General features: G+C 40.7%; 12 protein-coding genes. All 12 read right to left on the bottom strand.

What is annotated here, in order from left to right:
* Positions 1-182: 182 nt before the first annotated feature.
* The gene (locus tag GJU39_RS00310) at positions 183-2,624 is read right to left on the bottom strand and encodes an outer membrane beta-barrel family protein (protein WP_154278683.1); all 2,442 of its coding nucleotides are present in this window, start codon (positions 2,622-2,624) and stop codon (positions 183-185) included.
* 404 nt (positions 2,625-3,028) lie between these two features.
* Complete coding sequence (locus GJU39_RS00305) at positions 3,029-3,757, bottom strand: acyl-CoA desaturase (RefSeq protein WP_154278682.1); 729 nt, start codon at positions 3,755-3,757, stop codon at positions 3,029-3,031.
* 160 nt (positions 3,758-3,917) lie between these two features.
* Complete coding sequence (locus GJU39_RS00300; protein WP_154278681.1) at positions 3,918-4,415, bottom strand: cupin domain-containing protein; 498 nt, start codon at positions 4,413-4,415, stop codon at positions 3,918-3,920.
* Between the two features lie 265 nt (positions 4,416-4,680).
* Positions 4,681-7,026: a glycoside hydrolase family 127 protein gene (locus GJU39_RS00295; protein WP_154278680.1), complete on the bottom strand. Its 2,346-nt coding sequence runs from the start codon at positions 7,024-7,026 to the stop codon at positions 4,681-4,683.
* Positions 7,027-7,162: 136 nt separating this feature from the next.
* Positions 7,163-8,023 (bottom strand): glycoside hydrolase family 16 protein, encoded by an 861-nt coding sequence (locus GJU39_RS00290; RefSeq protein ID WP_245227639.1) that lies wholly within the window; start codon positions 8,021-8,023, stop codon positions 7,163-7,165.
* On the bottom strand, positions 8,013-11,159 hold the full coding sequence (locus tag GJU39_RS00285; RefSeq protein ID WP_154278679.1) for a glycoside hydrolase family 2 TIM barrel-domain containing protein: 3,147 nt from the start codon (positions 11,157-11,159) through the stop codon (positions 8,013-8,015). The genes GJU39_RS00290 and GJU39_RS00285 overlap by 11 nt, the downstream gene beginning before the upstream one ends.
* Positions 11,160-11,223: 64 nt before the next feature.
* Positions 11,224-13,218 (bottom strand): RagB/SusD family nutrient uptake outer membrane protein, encoded by a 1,995-nt coding sequence (locus GJU39_RS00280; RefSeq protein ID WP_154278678.1) that lies wholly within the window; start codon positions 13,216-13,218, stop codon positions 11,224-11,226.
* A gap of 10 nt (positions 13,219-13,228) precedes the next feature.
* Positions 13,229-16,432 carry a SusC/RagA family TonB-linked outer membrane protein gene (locus tag GJU39_RS00275; protein ID WP_209437569.1) on the bottom strand — a complete coding sequence of 1,068 codons (3,204 nt, stop codon included), beginning with the start codon at positions 16,430-16,432 and terminating at the stop codon, positions 13,229-13,231.
* Positions 16,433-18,630: 2,198 nt separating this feature from the next.
* Positions 18,631-19,749, bottom strand: a complete 1,119-nt coding sequence (locus tag GJU39_RS00270; protein WP_154278677.1) for a glycoside hydrolase family 43 protein — start codon at positions 19,747-19,749, stop codon at positions 18,631-18,633.
* Positions 19,750-19,797: 48 nt separating this feature from the next.
* Positions 19,798-21,042 (bottom strand): DUF2264 domain-containing protein, encoded by a 1,245-nt coding sequence (locus GJU39_RS00265; protein ID WP_209437568.1) that lies wholly within the window; start codon positions 21,040-21,042, stop codon positions 19,798-19,800.
* A 10-nt stretch (positions 21,043-21,052) separates the two neighbouring features.
* Entirely contained in the window at positions 21,053-22,186 is a 1,134-nt protein-coding gene (locus GJU39_RS00260) for a glycoside hydrolase family 88/105 protein (RefSeq protein WP_154278676.1), read from the bottom strand.
* The gene (locus tag GJU39_RS00255; RefSeq protein WP_154278675.1) at positions 22,186-24,351 is read right to left on the bottom strand and encodes a family 43 glycosylhydrolase; all 2,166 of its coding nucleotides are present in this window, start codon (positions 24,349-24,351) and stop codon (positions 22,186-22,188) included. Before GJU39_RS00255 ends, GJU39_RS00260 begins: the two co-directional genes overlap by 1 nt.
* Positions 24,352-24,353: the final 2 nt, after the last annotated feature.

Here is a 24,353-nt window from a genome sequence, read left to right as displayed (position 1 = left end):
CCGCATTAAACCGCAAAACACATTAAAATAATACCTTAAACCAGCTAAAGCATGCAGGCAAAAATTATTTTACATTAAATTAAAGCAGCAGCTTAGTGTAATTTTTACACTCAAAATTGATTTTATAAAAAAAGAGCCTTCGAACGAATCCGAAAGCTCTTGAATATCATAGCTTCGTGCTTTTACTGCTGTAAACCGCCCCCCATTCCGCCGCCTTGTTGCTGATCTTGCTTTACATCGTCGTTTTTAATCTTTTTCTTCTCGGTAAATTTCAACTTACCAAAAGAGTAACTGAAATTTACACCAAAGGAGCGTAAAGGATAGTAAACATTACTGCTCTGATAAACTGTTCCTAACGGATTGATAGAGTTGTTTTCCGTTTTTATATGCAGATTTTTAGTAAACGGATTTAATGTATTAATACCAATACTTCCTTTTTTGTTCAAAATATCCTTTTTAATTGAGGCCCCATAAAAGTAGAATGGATCTGTTTTACCTTGATAGGTTCTACGGGCTGATGTAGCTACTCCAAAAAGTTCGAAATTGTAGCCTTTACCAAAACCATAAGCAGAGCGCCCAAAGACACTATAGTTTAGAAACGTACCAGTACTAATGTTAGTTGCATCATTAGTTACCTCATAAGTATTAGCAGAAATATTACTCATTAAAGTCCATTTTGGCTTTGGATTGTATGACCCAAAAAGATTTACACCATATGTTTGCGCAGTACCCACATTGATAAAAGATGACAAAACTTTAGTTACATTGTTTTCGGTTAAAGGTGATATAGAGCTTTCTATAACTCCGCCTGTACGTCGATAAAAAACAGAGGCGTTAAGTACTGAACCTTTAACAAAAGTTGAATAACCAAGTTCGAAATTTTGACTTAATTCAGGACTTAACTGTGGATTTCCTTGTTGAATATTAAATTGATCACTTTCATTTCTAAATGGATTTAAAAAGTTCTCGCTTGGTCTTTGCACCCTACGATTATAACTAAATTTAACAGTTCCACCTTTCTTCAAAGTTTGAGATAAAATAAAGCTTGGGAATAAGTTAAAATAATCGTTTTTCGTTGTACCGCTCGTCAATGTATTAAAATCTATTTTAGTGTATTCGGCCCTTACCCCACCTTTAAATTTAATTTTTTTGGTGATATCGAAACTAATCACACCATAAGCAGCAGCAACATCCTGGTTATAATCAAAATCCCTCTCCGATGATCCATATTGACTCTTTACATTACGGAATATACCTTTAGCGCCAACTTCTAAGATAGTTGATTTTGTAAATGGATAGGTATAGTCTGTTTGTCCGGTATATTCATTATTTTTTACTGTATTATCGCTTGCCGTTAGCACTCCATTAGGAAACGTTGCTGAAGTTAGCAAATTGCTAAAGCTTGTAGGCGAACTTCCGGTAGAAAGCTGACCAGAAATTGAAAATTCTTCACCTTCCTTTTTACTTGTTTTTTTATAATCCACGTTCCAATCAATATTATTACGTGTCATATCCATATTGCTAATATTAGTGGCAGGGAAGCTATTTATAATATAGTTAGCAGAACCAGGGCCACCGTTAGAAAAACGATTAAATTTAACATTAGTACTAATGTTGTTATATGCGTTAAAATCATAATCTAAACCTAAACTTCCGTTAAGTCCGTCTCTGCTCCATTTTGATATCCCATCTTGTGAAACATTATTGAAACCTCCGTTATTTAATTGAGTATTATTTACAATGACCACTCTAGAATCCTGAGCGTAAGCAAAATTAGATCCTAAGCTGGTATTTACACTTAAACGGCCTGTTTTCGCTGTTAAGTTAAAAGCACCATTATTTTGTCTGGTACCTGCAGAAGCATTAATACTTCCACTTACACCCTGCGCATTGGATTTTTTTGTGATGATATTGATGATACCACCCGAACCTTCTGCATCATATTTAGCCGACGGACTGGTAATCACCTCAACGCTTTTAATCTGTTCAGCCGGAATCATCTTTAAAGCATCGGCCACGCTTGCAGCCATTGTGCCGGAAGGTTTTCCATTGATCAAAACTCTAACGGCTGCTCCACGTAACTGAACATCGCCATTCGCGTCAACAGAAAGCATTGGTACTTTACGCATCACATCAGTTGCATCGCCGCCGGCATTGGTACCATCAGCTTCTGCATTATAAACCATTCTGTCGATTTTATTTTCAATAACCGCTTTTGTTCCCTGTACCTGAACATCCTCCAGTTTATTCTCTGTAGAGGATATATAGATGGTTCCTAAATTCTGATCAGGTTTTGCAGGAGTAGTCGTAATGGCGATCGATTTCGTTTTATAGCCCATAAATCCAATCATTAGCTTGTAGGTATCTGGCGCGATGTTTTGCAAAGATAATTTACCTTTAGGATCGGTTACGCCACCATTTACAGATTTATTGTCTTTAGCATTAAGTAAAGATACTGTAGCATAATCAATTGGTTGTTTGGTAACAGAATCTAAAATGGTTGCTGTGATCCGGCCGAATACCGTAGCTTTCTTTGCTCCTCCACCGAACCCGCCAGCAGGGAACTGTGCCTGTGCGTTTATAAATGTTCCAAGAATGAGGATTGAGAGTAAAATTCGTTTCATCTTTTAGTTAGTCTTTGTTTCTTAGTCTGCGCAGGTTGTAATTTGTTACAACCGGAAAGAATTGTTTTTTTACGCAACTTGGTTATTTGGTCGGCAAAGGTGCGACTTTTATCTGTAAAAAACAGATAAACAGGAAGAAAGACGAATAATAAGTATAAAAAAAGCGAAACTGATGCTTAATTTGAGGAGGTGTTGATGTTTTCGCCTAAAATATACAAGACAGATTTTTACGCTATGGATATTTAAAGTAAAACAGATGGCAATCAGTATTATCTACCACCTAAGTAATGTAAGTTTAACATAAGCTCACGGTGTAAAGAACAAGATAATTTCTATATGGCGCATGAGCTTATATTTCCTCAAATAACTTATATGGCGAAGATATTTTTAAGAAAAAGAGAGTATTAAACCTTTCTAATTTTGATAATCTTCATCCAATGCAGTACTTTCATCACTGGATAAGTTGGATCAAATTCCCACCATTTGGTCGCAAAGTTTGGACTATTTGGTTTTTTGTGGTGATTATTCTGAAACAATTCTCCCATTAAAAGAAAATCCCATGGTAAAGAGTTTTTACTGTGATCATCATTATCATGGTTCGAGTAACCATATTTATGTCCGCACCAGTTTACAATAGCACCATGGAGCGGGCCCATTAAGAAGTGAATTGGCATTAAAATGAATAACCACCAATGGTTAGCAAAAGCGATATAAAAACCAATATAAAACAAACCACATCCAATTCTCCATAACCAGGAATTGCCAATGCGATCTATCAAAGGCCACTCGGGATAATTCCCCTGAAAAGCCGGTTCTGGTTGTACCTTAAAATGAAGATAATCCATGTACATGTTCTTGGTTGCAATCATCATTCCGAAAACATCTTTAAAGAAATGAGGTGAATGCGGATCTTTCTCTGTATCGCTATAGGCATGGTGCATGCGGTGCAAAATGGCGTAAGCCCTTGGATTTAAAAATGATGAACCCTGGGAAATTAATAAAATCAGGTAGAAAAATCTTTCCCAAAAGAGCTCCATTTTAAACATTTTATGTGATGAATAACGGTGGAGGAAAAAGGTTTGGCTAAAAAGTGATAAAAACCAATGGCAAAGAAAGAATATAAGGATAATCATGTATGATGTGTATGCTATATAAACGGCATTTATTAACTTTTAGTTTTTATAAAGTCGCCGTTGGGAAATATTCGTGGTTTAAACGAAGATTAGAAATGTGTTAAAAAGACACGAGAGATCACTCAACGTGCCTTTTTGATTTATTTTTAATGAATTAATACTATCTGCCGAAATCGTCTTGTACCCGTATGATGTCGCTTTCATCTGATGGATTTGAAGCATCAGTGTGTTGCCAGATTTCTGCAACTACACCCCAATCTTCTAAACCAATTAAGCGGTGACGCTCGCCCTGCTGCAATTTGATCTGATCTTTAGGTGCATATTTTTTCACTTCACCTTCTTCATCTGTTTCGCTGGTTTTGATACCAACTGTTCCGGTTACCACTTGCCAGATTTCTGCTCTGCGGTGATGATATTGCCAGGATAAACGTGTATTTGGTGCTACTATTAATATTTTCGGACTTAATTTACCACCTATTTTTAAACCCTCTACATCTAATCCGTCAAAATAAGTATCTGCAAACTGCTGAGCCTGGGCTTCATCAATTACGAAGAAACCACCCCAAGGACGGGTTTCATCGCGGTTTACTACATTAAAACCTTCAATTTTTAAACGTTGCGCAACGCTATCGAATATTTCTCTTTTGTCGTTTTCCATAATTGGCGTAAAAATAATGCTTTGAAATTAAAAAAGCCCTTTCAGGCTTTTATTTTTTTCATGGTTGTTTTATTTGTACCCGGAGTTGATTAGCCTTAGATTTTCTGTAGATCGGGAAAGTGGCTGGCGAACTAAAAGCTTTAACGAATTTATCAGACATCAGATCCTAGCCTTGAGTTATTTAGCCGTTGTTTATGTTTTTAATTGTATTCATGAGCTCACTAAAAAGCCCGGTTTTATCACTTTTGGGCCACGCCTTTAAATACTACTTCACCAATCTTATTTCATAAATATTAGCAATAGAAGATCCTGCCTGAGCTGCTAACTTCAATTCCATTTGCTTAGCCAACAACTGTTCCGGAATTTCGAAATCCTGTGTGTAAAAAGTATTTCCCTTGCTCCCGTCTAAACCCACATGAGCAATGACCTTATTGTTAATCAAGAGCGAAAATGTTTTATTTTCTTCTTTACCATATAGCGTAAGCCGAATTCTTTTAGCCGTTAAATACTCATTTTTCAAATTATAGCTAAACCATCCGTTTCCGTTTCTAAAGTGCCGATCCTGAAAAATGCCATTATCTGTTTTCTCCCCTTTAAAACCATGATCAGATTCCGGCTGCTGTTCTCCGGTATTGACCAGATCAACGGTTTCCTGTTCAAGTTTACTTTTTTCAATTTCAGCCAGTTTTATGCCTTTAGCCCGTTCTTCCAGGTTTTCAGGGCTTGAATAAGGAAAGTACACGATGTAACGTTTTTCTGCCAGGCGATAGAATGGAACCAGTTTAAGCTTTTGATATTTCGGCTGATAAATGGCGTTTGTGGCGCTAAAAGAAAGCGACTCATCCTTCATGGCTACAAGTTTTTTAGCAAGGTCTGCCTTATTGCCAGAAACCAGTGGCGCCTCGCTAATGGGAAATAATGCGCCAGAGGCAATGTGCCCCATTCTGCTGCCATCTGCTGTTAGATTAGGCTGCTGAAGCGTATCCAGTTCTGCGGCCATTACGATTGGCCCGTGGAGAAAAGCCACCCAGTCTGATCCATCTGGCATAAATTCGGTGGTATTGTGCATTGGGAGCGCTATTTTAATTACATCGCCTGATGACCATACCCGATCGATACTGGAATAACCGTTTCCCATATCTTTCGCTAATACTTTCTTCCCATTAATCACAATGGTCATTTGCCCTTTTGCTAACCAGGATGGATGCCTTAAATTAATGGAAAAATGTTCTTTATCAGCCAATTTAAGTTTAAGCTGGGTGAACTCTTTTTCAGGAAAATCAGTTTCCTGCGTAACGCTAATGCCCTTTTCTTTCCAGTTTAAGGTAGAAGGAATAAAGAGATTGACATAAATATTCTGGCCATCATGCGCATAAATTAATTCGCCATATTTGCCATGATTTTCTAAACCTGAGCCTACGCAGCACCAAAAACTTTCCTGAGGTTCTGAATAGGTACGGTAATGACCCGGACGCATTGGCGTGAAGTACACAAAGCCACCTTTATCCCGCTGGGAAGTTAAAATATGATTGTAGAGCGTTCGCTCGTAATAATCCAGGTATTTTATAGAAGGTGCATCCAGAAACAGTTGTTTAGTCAGTTTCAGCATGTTGTAAGAGTTACAGGTTTCTGGCCCTTCTCTTGACTCGAGCATAGAAGAAAAATCATTTGAGGGATGAAAGTGTTCCCTTACACTGTTTCCGCCAATGGCAACAGTTCTGTTATTGACCACCGTTTGCCAGAAGAACGCTGCGGCTTTACCCCAATTCTGATCATCATCTACCAGCGCGATTTGTTCAAAACCAATCACTTTCGGAATTTGTGTATTGGCATGCAGGCCGTTTAACGCATCCTTTTGTGCCAATAAGGGTTTCAGAATCGACTGATCAGAAAATTGCCTGGCCAGTTTCAGGTATTTTTTATCGCCGGTGATGGCATAAACATCTGCAAATATTTCATTCAACCCGCCGTGTTCACTTTTTAATAATTCCTGAATCTGATTATCTGACAAACCAGAAACCAGGTCTATGCACCAATCGGTAAGCTTAATAAGCATTTGCTTGGCTTTTTCGCTCCCTGCAACGGCATAGGCATCATGCAAACCTGCAAAAATTTTATGAATGTTATAAAGGGGGACCCACTTTCCATTGAGGGAAAAGCTGGAAGATTTGATATTGCCGAGTTTGATTTGCGCCCAGATTTCTTTTCCGCCAGGTACGCCGGATAAGTAACCATTTCCGTTTTTCAACTGACATTTTTCGAGTTCATCGAGCATGTAATCAAGTCTTGACTTAACCTTTTCATCGCCCGTTGAGGCATACATTAAAGAAAGTGCTGAAACGTAATGACCACCAATGTGCCCGTCTAAACCTGTATCTTCCCAGTTTCCATAAGCATCGGCTTTGGGCTTTAAACCTGCCTCTTTTAAGTACGGCGCTAATAACCGATCGGGATTTAGCGAAAGCATGTACGTCTGATCAGTTTTTTCGGCTTTTAAAAACCGGCTTTCCAGCAGCCGAACATCCTTTAAATCAAAAGCCTGCAGCTTAGTTTGCGCAATAATCGGAACAGAAAAAGTAGAAATAATTAAGAAAAAAATAATTCGCTTCATGAGGGTAAGTTGTCTTCCCGAAAGGGGAATAAAAATGCATTTGGCATTGGATAAAAATATTTGGTTGACTAAACCAAAGATACAAATTCTATCTGCAGATGTTCCACTAAAGGCCATTTTACCTTTTCGAATCAATCTATTTTTGATAAACGCGAACGTAATCGATTTCAAAGCGATTCGGGAATTTAGTGCCTTTCGGATCACCTCCATTCATCCCGCCAATAGCCAGATCAAGTAAAATGTAATGTTTCTGTTTAAACGGGTGAATGCCTTTTCGATCGTCGTTATCAAGATCAGAGCATGAGGTTTTATTCAACAGCACATTATCCATAAATAAACTGATAGATTGCTCATCCCAATCCATTCGCCATATATGGAATTTTTTGGCCCATGCTTTACCGCCCAGTTCATCAACTGCTTTGGTTTGGCTGAACCATTTTGTTTTTCCATCTCTCGCCGTACTCGCAATGTTTGCCAGGATTTTGCCACGGTAGTATTCCATAATATCGATTTCACCATTGGCAGGCCATGCACCCTCAACGCCTAAAGTCCAGAAAGCGGGCCATAAACCTTTGCTGATATCAATTTTGGCACGCATTTCAAAGCGGCCGTACTGCCAGCTTTTCAAACCTTTGGTAATTAAACAAGCTGAAGTATAGTGGATACTTTTTCGGTTTTTGCGCCAGTTTTTACTTTCCGGAACATAATCAGGATTGGGTTTTTCAGTTTTCCTGGCTTCAATAACTAAAGATCCGTTTTTGCAAAAAGCATTTTCCGGCTGGTACCATTGCAGTTCTTCATTTCGAACAAAGCCCTGTTCGTAAGTCCAGTTTTCTGGATTGGGAGAACCATCTTTATTAAATTCATCAGCCCATACCAGCTGATATCCATCTCCGAAATATTGTGAATGCGCAACATTTTGCGCCCTTAAAGGGGCGCAAAATGTAGTGATAAAAACCAATAGTGAACAAGGGATATATTGCATTTTATCGCGCATCAGGATTAAAGTTACCCAAAAGTTTTATGGTGTAACTGTATGAATATTTCTGATCGGTTAGTCGGTATTGCGCATGCGGATAGGCACCCCAGCTGTCGTCTCCGCCAACGCCACGCTGCTTTAAATCTATATTTAAGTATACATTATTCCGTACTGGTAAATTTGTTGGGTGTTGTTGCTTTTTGGTTAAACCCGGATCTAAATCTTCTGTAGAATGATTGATGGCCGTAAATGAAATAGGCTGCGCACCCTCAATTAAGAGCCCGCTACCATCATTTGCGGTTAAACTCAACCAGCGAACGTCAGTTTTATTACCACTTTCCTGTGGACGGATATATCCTTTATAAAACTGATTTTCTACCTGATCTTCGTACAGGCCAACCAGGGAGGCAAAATTACGGTCACTGTAGTTTTCGTACGGGCCTCTCCCATAATATTTCAGATTTTGATAAGACTGCGGCAGTTCTGTACGCATTCCAAATCTCGGCAATTCAGGCAAATCTCTGGCACCCAGATCCATTGTGGCTGTAACTTTTACCGATCCGTCATTTTGAATCAGGTAATTTACCACATAAGGAACAGCAACACTATTCAGCATGTAGTTTACATTAATCAGCAAACCACTATCTGTTTGTTTCGCTACATTTACGGCAATAAGTTTTCTACTTTCATGGGCAGAACGCCAGATGCCTAAACGTTGCGGCATGTTGTTTCCGAAATCGTTATCAGTTGGTGCCCTCCAGAAATATGGCTCTGGAAAACGGTTAAAATTGTTTCCATCTTTTTTACTGTATCGGATAAACCTGCCATATTTGGTGTCGAATTCTCCACTTACATCACCCGCGGTGAAAGAAAGCTTATTTCCATCGGTAGTTACTGATAACCTGCTCGTATTTTGGTATGCCTTTGCAAAGAAATTACCGCCATAAAAGAATTGTTCATTGGCTACTTCAAATCCGGCTGGTAACATGGCGCTGGCATTTTTACGGTAAGCATAAACATTTAAGAAATATTCTGTTCCGGCAACGGATTTAAACGCCGGAAGGTTTAGCTTGATGTCTTTTTTAGTATGCGGGTTAAGGTTTACCTCAAATGCACCCTCTTTAACCATCTTTCCATTGCTCATCAATACCCATTTAAAATGGTACTGATCGAGGTTGGTAAAATCAAAAAGGTTCTCTATTGTTAAGTTTCCTTTAGCGATAGCTGTTGATGTAAATAAAATATTCTGATATACTTTTTTCACTTCTGATAAACCAGGGTGTGGAGTCCGATCTGCAGATACCAGCCCATTGGCACAAAAATTCTCATCGTTTTGCCAGTAAAAGCCTCCTAAATCACCACCGTAAGCCCAGAATGTTTTGCCATTGGCGTCTTTCGTTTTAATGCCCTGATCTACCCAATCCCAGATAAAACCACCCTGCATGTGTTTGCTACTGCGAATAATATCGAAATATTCCTGAAAATTGCCACTGCTATTTCCCATCGCGTGGGCATACTCGCACATAATATACGGACGCGTTTTGGTTTGATCATTGGCATACTTTTTCATGGAGCCAATGCCCGGATACATCGGACAAACAATATCGGTGTTCCAGTCTTCTCCGGCTTGCTCAAACTGAACCGGACGGGTATTGTCGCGTTGCTTAATCCATTTATAATTGTCATGAAATACGGGGCCATTGCCACATTCATTTCCAAGCGACCAGATGATGATGGAAGCATGATTTTTATCGCGCTCTACCATACGAACGGTACGGTCTACATGTGCCGCAGCCCATTCTGGCAGGTATGCAGGATGTTTAGACTTATCGAAAGCACTCTGCCACTCTGCCCCCATTCCATGCGTTTCTATATTCGCCTCATCAACAAGATAAAGGCCGTATTCATCGCACAGTTTATACCAAAGCGGATCGTTAGGATAATGAGATAAACGCACGGCGTTGATGTTAAATTCCTTCATCAAACGGATATCCTTCAACATTAATGCTTTGGTAGTGGTATGGCCGGTTACATCATCATGCTCGTGGCGGTTAACGCCGTGAACGTAAGTGGCGACACCGTTTACCAGAAGCTGTGCATTTTTGATTTCTACTTTTCTAAAGCCCACCTTAGCGCCTGTTACGGCTGTTTGTTTACCTTTTGCATCGGCAAGCGCAATTACGCAATCGTATAAATCTGGCTGCTCTGCGTTCCATTTCAACGGGTTTTTAATTGTTCCGCTGAATTTAATAGTCTGAATAGAATCTGCATTAGCATTGAAGGCTTGTTTTCTTGTAAAAACTGTTTTACCACTTTTATCCAGAAGCGATACGGTAATTGATCCGCCAGCCGGGTTTTGCTTTGCAAATTTGCGCACATCAACGTCGGCCGTGAATAATCCGTCAGTATAATTTTGATCCAAATCACCTTTCAGGAAGAAATCCCAAACGGTTTGTTTCGGCATTGCATAGAGGTAAACATTTCGCTCTATGCCGCTCAGTCGCCAGAAATCCTGATCCTCCAGGTAACTTCCATCCGACCAGCGAAAAACCTGAACAGCCAAAATATTGGTTCCCGTTTTCAGGAACGGCGTAATGTCAAACTCCGCAGGCGTTTTAGAAGCTTTGGTCATGCCCACCTTTTTACCATTCAGGTAAATGAAAGCACAGCCAGAGATGGAACCAAAATGGATAATTGTTTCTTTCCCTTCCCAGTTTTCTGGAACGGTAAAAGTTTTTCTATAGGTACCAACCGGATTATTCCCGCCGATAAAAGGCGGGTTTTTTGGGTAAGGATAGGTGATATTGGTGTAAATAGGAATGCCGAAACCATTCAATTCCCAGTTGGAGGGTACAGGAATATTTGCCCAACCGCTATCATCGAGATTGGTGTTAAAAAAATCTGCCCGGCGATTCTCGTGTTTATCAACATAATTAAACTTCCAGCTGCCATTTAAAGATTTATAATAAGGCGATTTTGAGTAATCATCCTCGATCACATCTTTCTGGTTATCAAATAACATGAAAGTCACATGGGCTTTTTCCTTCCCCTGATCCACTAATCCGGGATTTTCCCAATCGTTGTTTTGCGCATGAACCTGGTGCGAAAATAAAACTGCCAGCGAAACTGCCGCTATTTTTGTTCTTAAACTCATAAAGTAAATTTAAATTATTCATTTAGAGATTCCTCTTTCAAGGACGCTGTAAATGAAAGTATTTTTATATTCCGGTTGGCGTTGAGCCACCAGCTGTAAGCCAACCTGGGTTTTGGTAAATGGGTGAACTGGCTATGTTTCCATCTGTAGCGGTAATGTTAAAATGTTGTGTGGCAATCGGGCTTAAATAATGTGCCATTGTCCACCTTGCACCTTTATAAGAATCGGCATTTGCACGGATCTCCTGCGGACGGAGATAGATACTCAAAGCCGGGTCAGAAACAACAGCGCCGGAATTTCCGGAACCGTAAACAATTTGCGAAGCTGTAAACCAGCTCTTCATCGGCCCCCAGAGTTTAAATCCTTCAAAGTGGTATGGCGTGCTGATCATTTGATCCATCGCTCTCCATCTTTTTAAATCCATATACCTCAAGCCTTCTGCCATCAATTCATTTCTTCTTTCGCGGCGAATGTTATAAAGTGTAGGGGAAACCAACGTATTGGCAGAATATGCACCCCAATCCTGCGTTTCTTTAGCCATTTCAGTTGCCGCAATGGTTTGTTGAAAATCGGTATTTACTTTGGCTCTTGCCCTTAATTGTTGCCAGTATTTAGTTGCATCAGCATCAAGTGTTCCATTTCTTTCATAGCTAGCCTCCATATAATTTAAGTAAGCCTCACTTGCCCTATATGTAATACTTCCTGTATACCCCTGACCATTATTCGCCTGAGCGCCATCATAACTAATCCCTTTTCTGATGGCGTAACCAGTGGTATATTTCTGATCATAGCTAGATTCCCAGATTCTCGGGGTAGGCTCTATTTGGGTGGCATGAGTTCCCTGGCCAACGTTAACCAGTACGTTTTTCTGACCAGGTTCCTTTAAAAATAAGTTTAATCTTCCATCCCTGTTTTTTCTCACATCAGCGATGTAATCATCTCCCTGATAGTTGCTTCCCGCAGCATAAATTGGTAACCCATTTTCCATTAAGAAGCTTTCCACCATACTTTTTGATAAACCCACGGCATAGTTTCCGGCCTGGGTATACACCGGAATGTTGTGGGTAACCAAACCAGCGCCATATTGCCTCCACAACAAAACCTCGCTATAGCCAGACATATCTACCGCTCCGAACATTTTAAAATAAGGGTTTTCATTGTTTGGAGCTTCTATAATTCCGGTATTAGCCACCAGAGGAACGGCATCTGCCACACTTTTCGCTGCAGACATTGCCTCGCCTAAAAAGTACTGGATTTCTGAATCAATGCTTCCTGTTGGATATTGATAGCTGGCATTATAATCTTTCGCTTTACCAGGCCAGTTTGGTCCGTTAGGCACAAATGCGGTTCCTTTAAAATATTTAAGCCACGTTCCTTCATATAGTGCTACTCTGGATTTAATCAGCTGTGCACAAAGTTTAGAAATTCTGTTTTTGGTTCCATCCGGTGATGTTTTTAATAACAGCGCAGCAGAATCCAGATCAGAAAGAATAAACCTTGCCACTTCGTTGCGTGGCTGTCTTTTACTCACCTGGGTTAAAATCTCCTTTTCATCAGGATAAACGGTTTTGATGATCGGAAAATCGCCTAATGATTGTAATTTCTTGAAATATTCTACTGCTCTGATAAAATACATCTCGCCGATGTATTGCTTAATATTATCTGCATTACCCACAATGCCCCCTGCTTTCCATCTTGGGATTACAGTACTCAGGAAATAATTTGCCTGATAGATGTTTCCAAAGCTCCATTCGCCACCAGAAGCCTCTACCCGCCATAAGCCTGGAATATACTTGTTATCCAGAACAGGCAAAATCATGTTATCGGTATTGCCATCAATACCGAAGGTGCCGAAAGAATAGTTTCCGTGTGAAGGAAGCGCATCCGGATACCTTGCAATGGCATAGGCTGCCAGCTGCCCTTCTTCTTTTAGGTAGCTTTCTGGGGTAATATCTGAAAGTGGCGCTTTGTCTAAAGCCTTTTGGCAGGCTCCGGATACGAGCACGAAAACTGCTAATGTTGCAAGGCAACTATATTTTTTATATTTTGAAAAATTCATTTCTATCTTATTAAAAAGTTACACTTAAACCCAATGACATTACTTTAGAAAGTGGGTAAACGCTTCCGTTAGAACCACCATCAATGGTCTCCGGGTCAAACATTTCTGCCAGTTTAGTCCAGGTTACCAGGTTCTCGCCAGAGGCAAAAACCCTTAACTTCTGCGCACCAAACTTCTTGGTTAATCGCTGAGGAATGGTATAACCCAACTGAATGTTTTTTAACCTGATGTAAGAGGCATCCTGAAGATAGCCGGTTTGGGTTTGTTGGTTTTTACCTGTTCCGAAAGTTGGTCTGGGATAGTATGAATCTAAGTTTAAGCCGAGCGGGCTATTCGGATCATTCCTAAAATAATCGGTATGTTGTACTAAACCTGTAGACCACCACTTATCTGATGTAGCACCCCAGAAGAAATAACTTCCTTGCCAGAAATCTCTTTTCAATACCCCCTGGAAAAATGCCCGGAAATCAAAGCCTTTATAATCCATATTAATATCTAAACCCACGCGGTAACGTGGGGTGCTGTTTCCAATCAGGTGTGCATCACCAGAATCTCCCTGTCTCCAGCTTCCCCAGTCCAGTTTACCGTCTTTATTGTAATCAGCGTACATAATATCTCCCGCAGACCATTGCGAACCAAATGCCGATTGGCCGTTACTTAATGTTGCCAAATGGGCATTCATCTCCTCCTGGGTTTTGGCAATTCCTATTGTCGTGTATCCCCAGATATCGCCCAGTTGCTGCCCGGTTCTATAAATATCTAAAGACATAGTCGCGTTTGGATAACGGGTAACCGTAGTTTTCAAATCAGACAATAAAAACTTCACACCATAACCCAGGCCGCTTTTGGTAAGGTCATTCCAGCCAATTTCAAACTCAAAACCTACCGATTTTAAATCTGTATTGTTGGTTGATGGAACACCTGTTCCTAAGGTAACGGGAAGTTCTGGTGCCGGCCCAACCATGTTTAAGGTTTTACGGTTAAACCAATCGAAAGATCCGGTTAACCTGTTTTTCAAAAATCCAAAATCCAATCCTGCGTTATAACTCTCTACAGTTTCCCAGGTTAAGGTAGAACTTACAATCCCTGGCGCACTTGCGGTGTTCGGTCTGCCGCCGTTAATTAACCACGTTCCGCTGGCCGTACCGATTGGCATGGTTAAGTAGGTTGGATACCAGACTTTGGTATTCTGATTCCCTAAACTACCGTAAGAAGCCCGAAACTTAAAGGTATTTACAAACGAAAATTTGTCTTTAAAAAACTCCTCTCTCGCCATATTCCACCCTGCAGAAACTGATGGAAACCACCCCCATCGTTTATCAGAACGGAAACGAGATGATCCGTCATAGCGAAGGTTAGCTTCTAACAAATAAATCCCGTCGTAATCATAATTTAAACGGCTAAACAATCCTTGCGTTGCCCAGTTCTGATATTGACCTGAAACTGTTGGCGCAAGCACTTTACCATCAGCATCCAGACCGGATGTGGTGTTCAACGTTGGGATATCAGCTACGATAACGCCATTTCTTTGCGCATTTAAATCACGATAGCGGGTGTCTTCATACTGAAAACCAGCCATGATCTTAAGGTTGTGTTTACCGTAACTTTTCGAATATTCTGAGTAAATATTGGTATTAAAATAGTTTTCCTTATAACCATATTCGTTTACATTCGAACTCCTTCTGTAGAGATACGGAACTCCATTTACATCGTGGTTAAATGTTTGCTGCGAATCCCAGTGACGGAACTGCGTTTGCGTACGATAATTTGCTTCTCCAAATGTTTTCCAACCTTTAATCGGCTCAAAAACCAATTGGATTTGCTGATACATCCAATCTTTAACTTCATTATCATCGCCTCCTTCTGCCATTTCTAAAGCAGGAGACGGAGAACTATACAAATAACCGTTCGGATCATACAGGGGCAAAGTTGGCCAACCCTGGCGGCCAATTCCTTCATAAAAACCAGTGGTTAATGCCGCAGGGCGATGGTAGGTTTCTCTTAAAAAACGGTTGCTGTAATTTGCAGTTAAAAATTCTGAAATCTTAGTATTGATTTTCGCTGTAGCACCATACCTGGCATAGCCATCCTGATTGAAGCGCATCATCCCGGTTTGATCCATGAAATTCCCCGACAGATAATATGAAGTGGCTTCTGTTCCGCCGGTTAAACTCACATTGTGTTCTTGCGAAAAGCTATGGTCGCGGTACATCACCTTGTACCAATCATTATTGTCGTTACCAAATGCATAACCATCTGCCCAAACCAGATTATTGTTGGGACTTGGAATAATGGTGCTTTTTAATGTTCCGTCTTGAAAATCTTTAATTCTTTTTAAACTTGCTGCATCAAAATGAGGTGCACTGCCACCATTTATGCCAGCATCGTTAAAATATAGCGCGAAAGTATAGGAGTCCATCATTTCTGGTAATAAAACCGGACTGGTTTGACGGAAACTGTTGTTATAGTTTACCTGCACTCTCCCGGCCTTGCCTCTTTTGGTAGTAACCAAAATCACCCCGAATGCAGCCCTCGAACCATATATCGACGATGCTGAGGCATCCTTTAATACAGAAATACTTTCTACATCCTGTGGGTTTAATGCATTTAGTGATCCCTCCATACCATCAATTAAAACCAGAGGATCTGAAGAAGAACTACCAATTGTACCTACCCCCCTGATATTAATAGTTGGCCTGCTTTCCAGTGATCCATTATTTTGTGAAATATTTAACCCTGGCACCAAGCCCTGCAATGCCTGAGACAGGTTCTGAACCGGACGGTTTTCCAGAGATTTAGCATCTACTACCCCTACTGAACCCGTTAGATTTACTTTTTTTTGCTTTCCGAATCCAACAACCACCACATCTTCCAGTGCTTGTTCTGCATCATCAACTAATGTGATGTTAATTTGCGGTTGATCACCAACAGTAACACTTTTGGTTGCATAGCCGATAAAGGCAAATGCTAAAGTTGAGCCTTTTGCGGCAGTGATTTTGTAACTTCCATCGTTGTTACTCATCGTTACATTGGTAGTTCCGTTTTCTTTTACCGTTACACTAGGTATCGGAATTCCTTTATTATCCGATACCCGACCAGTTACGGCGACTTTAGGGGTTTGGGCATTTAAGTTTCCACCGTAAATTCCCGTGAGAATTGCGGTAACCAGAAACATAAAAATGCATTTTCGCATGTTTAGTAATTTTTTAGCCATTCTTATTTTTTTTATTTAGGATGAATTTGGGCTGCTGATTGCAGCGTAAAAGAGTTCGGTAAATTCTTAAAATTTGCCTGGTTAAGACATGATTTTAAAAATTTTTGATTGTTCGTGCGAAGACACAAAAAGCGGGACTTTTAGTTTTGAAATTTCCATAGGTTGATGATCTGATTACTCAAATAACCATGAAAAATTTAACTCTTAGAAGGGGTAATATGGTAAAATATAGGTGGTAAATTGTGAAGTTTTGGGCAATTGGAGACTTAAATCACCATTTTTACGAATTTTAATCGTCAGATTGACGTTTAATATTTGCTTATGAATAATGAACCATGAAATTTTATATTAATTATTAAGACTAAAACAATTCTAAATTGTGGTTTCAAATTAAACTTGATTAAGTATCCTTAAGGAAAACCCGTCGGTGGGAAGCAGATTCTTCCTCTGCTAAAGCAGTTTCCATTGAAGAATCCCTGCGTTTCTAGTCACTACCATCATTTAAAACCGAACCGTTTGATCAATAGCTAAGAGGTGCTTTTTTCTCTTTCTGGGGAAAGGTGCCGATAGGGAGATTGGGGCTTTTCCAACTACGCTTGGCTTGCCCCGGCTGGCCGCCGAAGGGCTATCTTCTTTTTCTTGATAATAAAGAAGCGAACAATCAAGGCTTGGAACTGATGTTGGATAAATTCGTTAAAGCTTTGTTTCGGCAGCACAAGCACCCGATGAAGGATCGGGCAAAACGCGCTGCCTTGGGTTGTGGTGGGTTAAAAGATTGTGGTTTAAGCTTTAAACGTTTTCTCCTTCCATCATTCCCCAGGCCGGACAGCAGGGTGGTGATAGCAAGATGTTAATAGCAGGTGCTTAGATGGGTTTCTTTACACTATAGGTTTTTTTGCCATTGCATGAGCGGTGGTTAAAACGCTCGTCTTCCTGAACTTGATTCAGGACCTGTTCCTTATGCGAAAAATCGCCCTTGCGAACTGAAGTTGGGGTTGAGGGAGGGCGTGAAGCAATCTATCTTGTTGTGGCTTATCAATCATTTGGCTGCTGCGCTGGCTTGCCTCGGCTGGCCGCCGAATGGCTGTCTTCTTTTTCTTGACAAAAAGAAGCAAAACTCAAGGCTTGAAACTGATGTCGGATAAATTCGTTAAAGCTTTGTTTCGGCAGCACAAGCACCCGATGAAAAATCGGGCAAAACGCGCTGCCTCGGGTTGTGAGGTAATGAAAGATTGTGGTTTAAGCTTTAAACGTTTTCTCCTTCCATCATTTCCTAGGCTAGGTAGCAGGGTGGTGATAGCAAGATGTTAATAGCAGGTGCTTAGATGGGTTTCTTTACACTATAAGTTTTTTTGCCATTGCATGAACGGTGGGTTAAAGTGGTCGTCATTCTGAACTTGATTCAGGACCTGTTCCTTATGCGAAAAATCATCCTTGCGAACTGAAGTGGAGGTTGAGTGAAAGCGTGAAGTAATCTATTTTGTTGTGGCTTATCAATCATTTGGCTGCTGCGCTGGCTTGCCTCGGCTGGCCGCTGAAGGGCTATCTTCTTTATTCTTGATAATAAAGAAGCAAACAATCAAGGCTTGGAACTGATGTCGGATAAAATCGTTAAGCTTTGTTTCGGCAGCACAAGCACCCGATGAAGGATCGGGCAAAACGCGCTGCCTTGGGTTGTGGTGGGTTGAAAGATTGTGGTTTAAGCTTTAAACGTTTTCTCCTTCCATCATTTCCCAGGCCGGACAGCAGGGTGGTGATAGCAAGATGGAAATAGTGAGGTGCTTCATCAGATCTATGAGGTTATTGAATGTAAATATGGTTTTTCGCGATTGCATGAGCGGTGGGTTAAAACGGTCGTCTTCCTGAACTTGATTCAGGACCTGTTCATTATGCGAAAAATCGTCATTGCGAAGCAGATTCTTCATCTGCTGAAGCAATCTCCATTGAAGAATCTTGAAATTAGATTGCTTCGTCGTACCTCCTCGCAATGAGGAGCTTTTGAGTTTAAAGTATACAAGAATTTATTATTCAGAGTGCAGCGAAGAATCCCTGCGTTTCTATCCGCCGCCTTCATTCCTCGCTGAACTATTTTAACTCTCTAGCTGTAATCAATGCTTTTCTCTATAGCCTGTCCCTTTCAAAGGAAAGGCGCCGATTAGGCTGATTAGGACCTAGCACCTTCATAAACCGTAGTTGAATTACTTATCAAACGTATTTAAATCCCACTCATCCTGCCAGTTGATTTTGATTTTCTCTCCTTCAAACTTAATCGGTAGCCACAGGTAACGACCATCAATGGCATTTTTCGGCTCCCATTTATCGGCCATGAAAATAAATTCACCTTTTTTTCCAGGCGCTGGAAGAACATGCGTACTCTGTCCGCCGTAAGTGATATTTGCACCTGGTCCCTCGCAAGGGTTGCCCATAAAAGTCCATGGCCCCCAGATGGACGTGGCTTTGAACCACCTTGCAGGGTTAGGTGCCCAGCCTGTACAACCAGAACCCACCATATAATAAATGCCATTTTTCTTAAACAAAGCAGGTGCTTCGGTTTGCTGACCAACATAAATCCTGATGAATTTACCCGTATGGCTTAAATAATCAGGTGATAACTCGGCCAGGTGAAGCGTAAAGTTTTCTTCAGAGGAAAATACATGATAAGCTTTTCCATCGTCATCCACAAAAACCGTCATGTCTCTCGCCATTTGTCCGCCTGGCAAATCTCTGCAAAAGAAACCATCACTTTTATTTGCAGGCTTTTCACAATTCACTTTTTCAGCATCCGGGGTACCTTCAGCATAAAAAGGCATTTTGCCTGCGTTTGGCCGGTAGCTTTTAATAAAAGTATACGGTCCGGTAGGTTTATCTGCTACGGCAACACCAGCTCTGGCGGCTTCATAACTTTTGCCCAGCAATTCCAGGTGGAACCACATGACAAATTTTTTGGTTTTTTTATTATAAACTACTTTAGGTCTTTCCAGGATACATCCTTTTGCAATGTCGCTTTTTAAATCATCCGAAACAGCTAAAGAGATCCCCTCATCTTTCCAGTTGTAAAGGTCTTTTGAGGAGTAGCAGTGCACGCCAACCTGCGCTGTATTTCCTTTTCCACCTTCAACTTTATGTTCGCCAAACCAATAATAAGTTCCTTTATATTCCACTATGCCACCGCCGTGGGCATTAATATGAACGCCTTTATCATCTTTCCAGATTTTGCCTGGCGTAAAAGAAGTATATTTTTGCTGCGCTAAAACAAGCTGCTGTGCTGACAGTAAAGTCACTAATAAACAGAAGAAAAAACTGAACTTTCTTTTCATATTTTTTGTAGGTTAGGTTAAAGGACGATTAAATATGATCGCAGGATTTTATTTTAAGTTAACGCTATGGTCGTTTTGGAAATTTTCGCTACCCCATATTTTTTGTGCGCTCCACTTTGCCGGTGGATTTGCCCAAAAAGGGTCAGTGGCTGGCAAACCTAAAGGTAAAAAAATATTAGAAGCGATATAAGGACTACCCTGATTATTATAAAAATCTCCTAACTCCGGCTGGTCTCCATATAAACCGATTGTTAACCAGCCATTTTTATACGTACCCGGGCTTTCCAAAGTTTTTCTGATCACAGCTGTTAATGCACCCCGAACTTGCTCCGGGCTCAACTGCTTTGGCAATGCTTTTCTTAAAGCCATGTCTGCTAAATGGTGAAATGCCGCACCGCGATAGATGATTGACCGGCCCGTTGCAGGATAAGTTCCATCAGTATTGATTAGTCTTTCCTGAATGATTGCATAACGCTCGTTCCGTTTTTTAATCTTTTCGAACATGTCTTTATAGGCATTCGTTTTCTTGCCGATAATCTCAGATAACGCGGCCAGATATGGATGAATCACATAACTATTGTAATAATCGTAAGCAAATGAGGTACCGTCGCTATACATGCCATCTCCCACATACCATTGCTCCATTTGCTGAAGCGCATAATCTACACGCATCGGATCCCAATCGTAACCAAACCTGGCCAGAAAAGCTTCATTCACTGCCGAAAACAACAGCCAGTTAGAAAATACAGGTTTGAATCTTCTAGTGGTTACGATAGATTTCATCAGTAAAGTTTGATTCTTCTGATCCAGATTTTCCCATAACCAGGGGGCCCGGATTACGGCAAGGGCCACGTAAGAGGCATCCACCAGTTGTTGCCCGCCGATATCGAAAGTCATAAAATCTTTGGCATTAGAATCAAGCGCATTTTTTAACCCGCTCAATGCCCATTCACGATATTGTTTCCGCAAAGCCACCTCTTCCGGAGCGCCACCTTCCAGCTGTAACCAGGGTGCAATGCCACTTAAAACGCGACCTAAAACCTCCACATATTGCACTTTAATCCGGTGGTCTTTATTATCTACATGGATAGAGGTTACTTTGGGCATTGCAAGCCTAAGGCTGTCTTTCGCCAGGTTATATATCACCGGACGAACCATTTTATCCATCTGCTGAAGCCAGAATTGCCTGTCGCCCAGCACCACATTCTTTTTACTTTTAGTCTTTTGTGCAACTGCTGTACCAGCAAAGCAAATCAGCATCATCACGGCTGCTGCTATATTTTTAATTCTCATTTGAAAACGTTTATTTTTGATCAGATAAATAACGATACATTTCACAGCCTGCCAATAAGAAGGCACCGACACCAAAATTCGATGTGGAGCTGGCATTAACCACTTGACCCGGAATGGCTTTTTCACCAATCGGCTGTACATAACCTATTTTACCATCTGGCTGCAAGGCAGTTTCTGATAAATATTTCCATGCTTTTTTTGCCGTTGGAAGATATGTTTTTGCCTTTAAATGGCCATTATTAATGCCCCAAAGTAACCCATAAGTAAAAAAAGCAGTTCCACTGGTTTCTGCTCCAGGCGCATGTTCAGGGTCGAGCATGCTCCGCGTCCAGTAACCTTCCTTCTGCTGCGATTTAGCAATCGCCTTCGCCATATTTTTATACTTGGTTAAATACTCTTTTCTATGCGGATCATTTTCAGGAAGATCTTTTAACACCTTCGCTAAACCGGCAAAAACCCAGCCATCACCCCTCGCCCAGAAATCCTTTTTACCGTTAGTACTTTTATGTTTCGGATAGATATATTTGGCGTCGCGGTAATATAATTTCTCTTCCTGATCATACATAATGCTGTTGGCATACATAAAATACTCGAATAATTTCTCCGAATATTTCTGATCGCCGGTTAACTTGTAAAGCTTCGTCATTACCGGCATCACCATGTAAAGTCCATCGGCCCACCACCAGTAGTCATTCTTCGCAGTACTTATTTCAAATTGCATCACTTCCTTTGCACGGGCAATTTTATATGCCGCAGGCTGCAAATTGTAAAGATCAATGTAGGTTTGAAAACAGATTTGCCAATCGCCGAAGAGCACGTAATCATCCGTTTCGCCATAAGAATATTTCCATTTTGACTGATCTGAGGACTTCGCTCCCATCCACTGGTTGTGTTCTGCCCAGTCTTCCGCATATTTACGGTAAGCCTCATTTTTGCCCAAGGCATACAGTTCCATGTTTCCCGTTTGATAAGCTGCATGATCCCAGAAAGCACGAACCTGCGGTTTATTGGTAGCCTGCCAATAATTATTGGCCAAATTAAGTTGCGAGAGAATAGTTTCTTTTGTTTGTGCAGTGGTTTCTTTCACCACAGCGAGCAGCAAAATAAGAGCCGTAACAACTTGAAGTAATTTTATCTTTCTCATTATTTGATCGGTTTAATGCCTTCCAGCGTTGGTACTACTTTTTTAATACCACCATTTTCATCAAATTCCATTTTATCGATGCAAACCTCGCGGTTGTATCCTGCAGATTCGCCCATGGTAATGCCTTTTGGTCTGGTGAAACGGTGATAAACAATATACCACTCATCTTTTCCGGGGATCTGAATAACGCTGTTATGCCCGGTTCCGTAAATGGCCTGGTCAGGTAATTGGGTTAAAATTAAGTTATCCTCCGGAATGGTGATTTTTCCGGTAGGTGAATCAGAATAGCCGTACCTCACACCGTAATCCGGACTTCTGGTATCATTCTCAGACCATAGAAAATAGTATTTTCCATTTCTAAAGAAAACTTCTGTCCCCTCTCTAAAGGTTTTATCAGGCGTAATTACCTTAATGCTGTTCGTATCTATGGAAACCAGATCAGCGTTCAGCTCGGCAACAGCCATGTGGCCATTTCCCCAATACAAATAGGTTTTGCCCGTTTTCGGATCAGTGAACACATCAGGATCTATTTCCTGTCCGCCTTTTGTGCCTGCCGGCCGTTTAGAAATCAGCGCTTTTCCACTGTCTTTAAAAGGGCCTGCCGGATGATCTGCAACCGCTACGCCAATTTTTTGCGCAGCAGTAAAGTAATAGAAATATTTATATGCGCCATTTACCTTCTTTTCGATGGCTGTTGGTGCCCAGGCATTCTTTTTGGCCCAGGAAACATCTTTATTCAAATCTACAATTACCCCTTCATCTTTCCAGTTAACTAAATCCGGTGATGAAAATGTTTTAAAATAAGTACCGCTCCAGCCTGTAAATCCGTCGCTGGTTGGGTATAAATAGTATTTTGAAGTTTGATTGGAATATAGAATTTCCGGATCTGCATAATAGCCGTTTAAAACCGGATTGTTGTTCACGGCCGCAGCTATTGCATAGGTTTCTGCCGCCTGATCGCCAATTTTAACGGTATAAGTTACCGTCCCTTTAGAAAAATCTACCTTTCCGGCTGGCTTGATGTTTACCCCGGCAAACTTTGAAAACTGTGGATCAAATGCCTTTAAATCTGTACCAGAGTTAACCGGTAAAAAAGCTGTTTTACCAACAGAATCAATCACGATATTATAGTGTTTAATGGATGGATTTTGTGCGCCTGACAACACTGACTTTGCAGAGTACCACTTGCTTAATAAACGGTTTTCTTCTTGTACAGTAATAGACATTACCGTGCCATGGCGGGGATGAAAATCCATGCTAATCTCTTCATCAATTACCTTGAAAGTATTTAAATCTTTAGATTTGGTAAACTGGTAACGGCCTTTGGTGTACACATCATACATCAAGATATACTCATCAGCATTGTTTAATTTAAAAACACCTGCACCTTCAACAGCATCGGTAGTTTGCTGTAGATATTTATCAACGAGCACATAACCCTTGGTTAGTTCATTGGAAACCGCTTTTTTAATGCCATTGCCGTTCCCTTCCGTTTTAAAGAAAAGGTTATATTTTCCTTTATCATAAATGATGTCACCATCAATACAAGAGCCGTTTGTCGGGCTAAAAAACAACTGCTTTGGCGTTCCTTCCAAATCTGTAAAATCGGCATTCGCATACGCGTAGTAGATCTTATCAGGATCATCGCCATGTTTCATAGACCAGTAAACCATATATTTTTTAACTGCAGGATCGTAAATGGTTTGTGGTGCCCATACCCTTTTCAAATGTTCCTGATTGGGATATTTTTTCTGAACATCAATGATACTGGAGGTCCATTTAAGAAGGTCGTTTGATTTTAAAAGCACCATGGCGCGATTTGAATCCCAGCCTTTTGCTGAAACCATATCGGTAACCACCATATAAAATGTCTTTCCATCGGCACCACGTAAAATATGCGGATCGCGAACACCACCTGTAGAACTTATTTCTGCTGAAGAAATAACCGGCTCGTTATTGTTCAATGCTTTATAACGGTAACCATCTTCACTCACTGCAAAGCGAATAGATTCTTCTGCTTTGGTATTTCCTGTAAAATAAGCAAACAAATACGCACTGTTTCCAGGTTGTTTTTTACTTTGTGCAAATGCGCCTGTACCCACCGTAAAAGCATAGAAAAACGCAAATACAAACGTTGCATTGGCTTTTATATTCAATCTTCTCATAT

The sequence above is a fragment of the Pedobacter petrophilus genome (genome assembly GCF_009674725.1).
GTDB classification, from domain to species: Bacteria; Bacteroidota; Bacteroidia; order Sphingobacteriales; family Sphingobacteriaceae; genus Pedobacter; species Pedobacter petrophilus.
The sequence above is the reverse complement of the archived record's forward strand: the minus strand, read 5'-3'. Positions and strand labels throughout refer to the sequence as shown.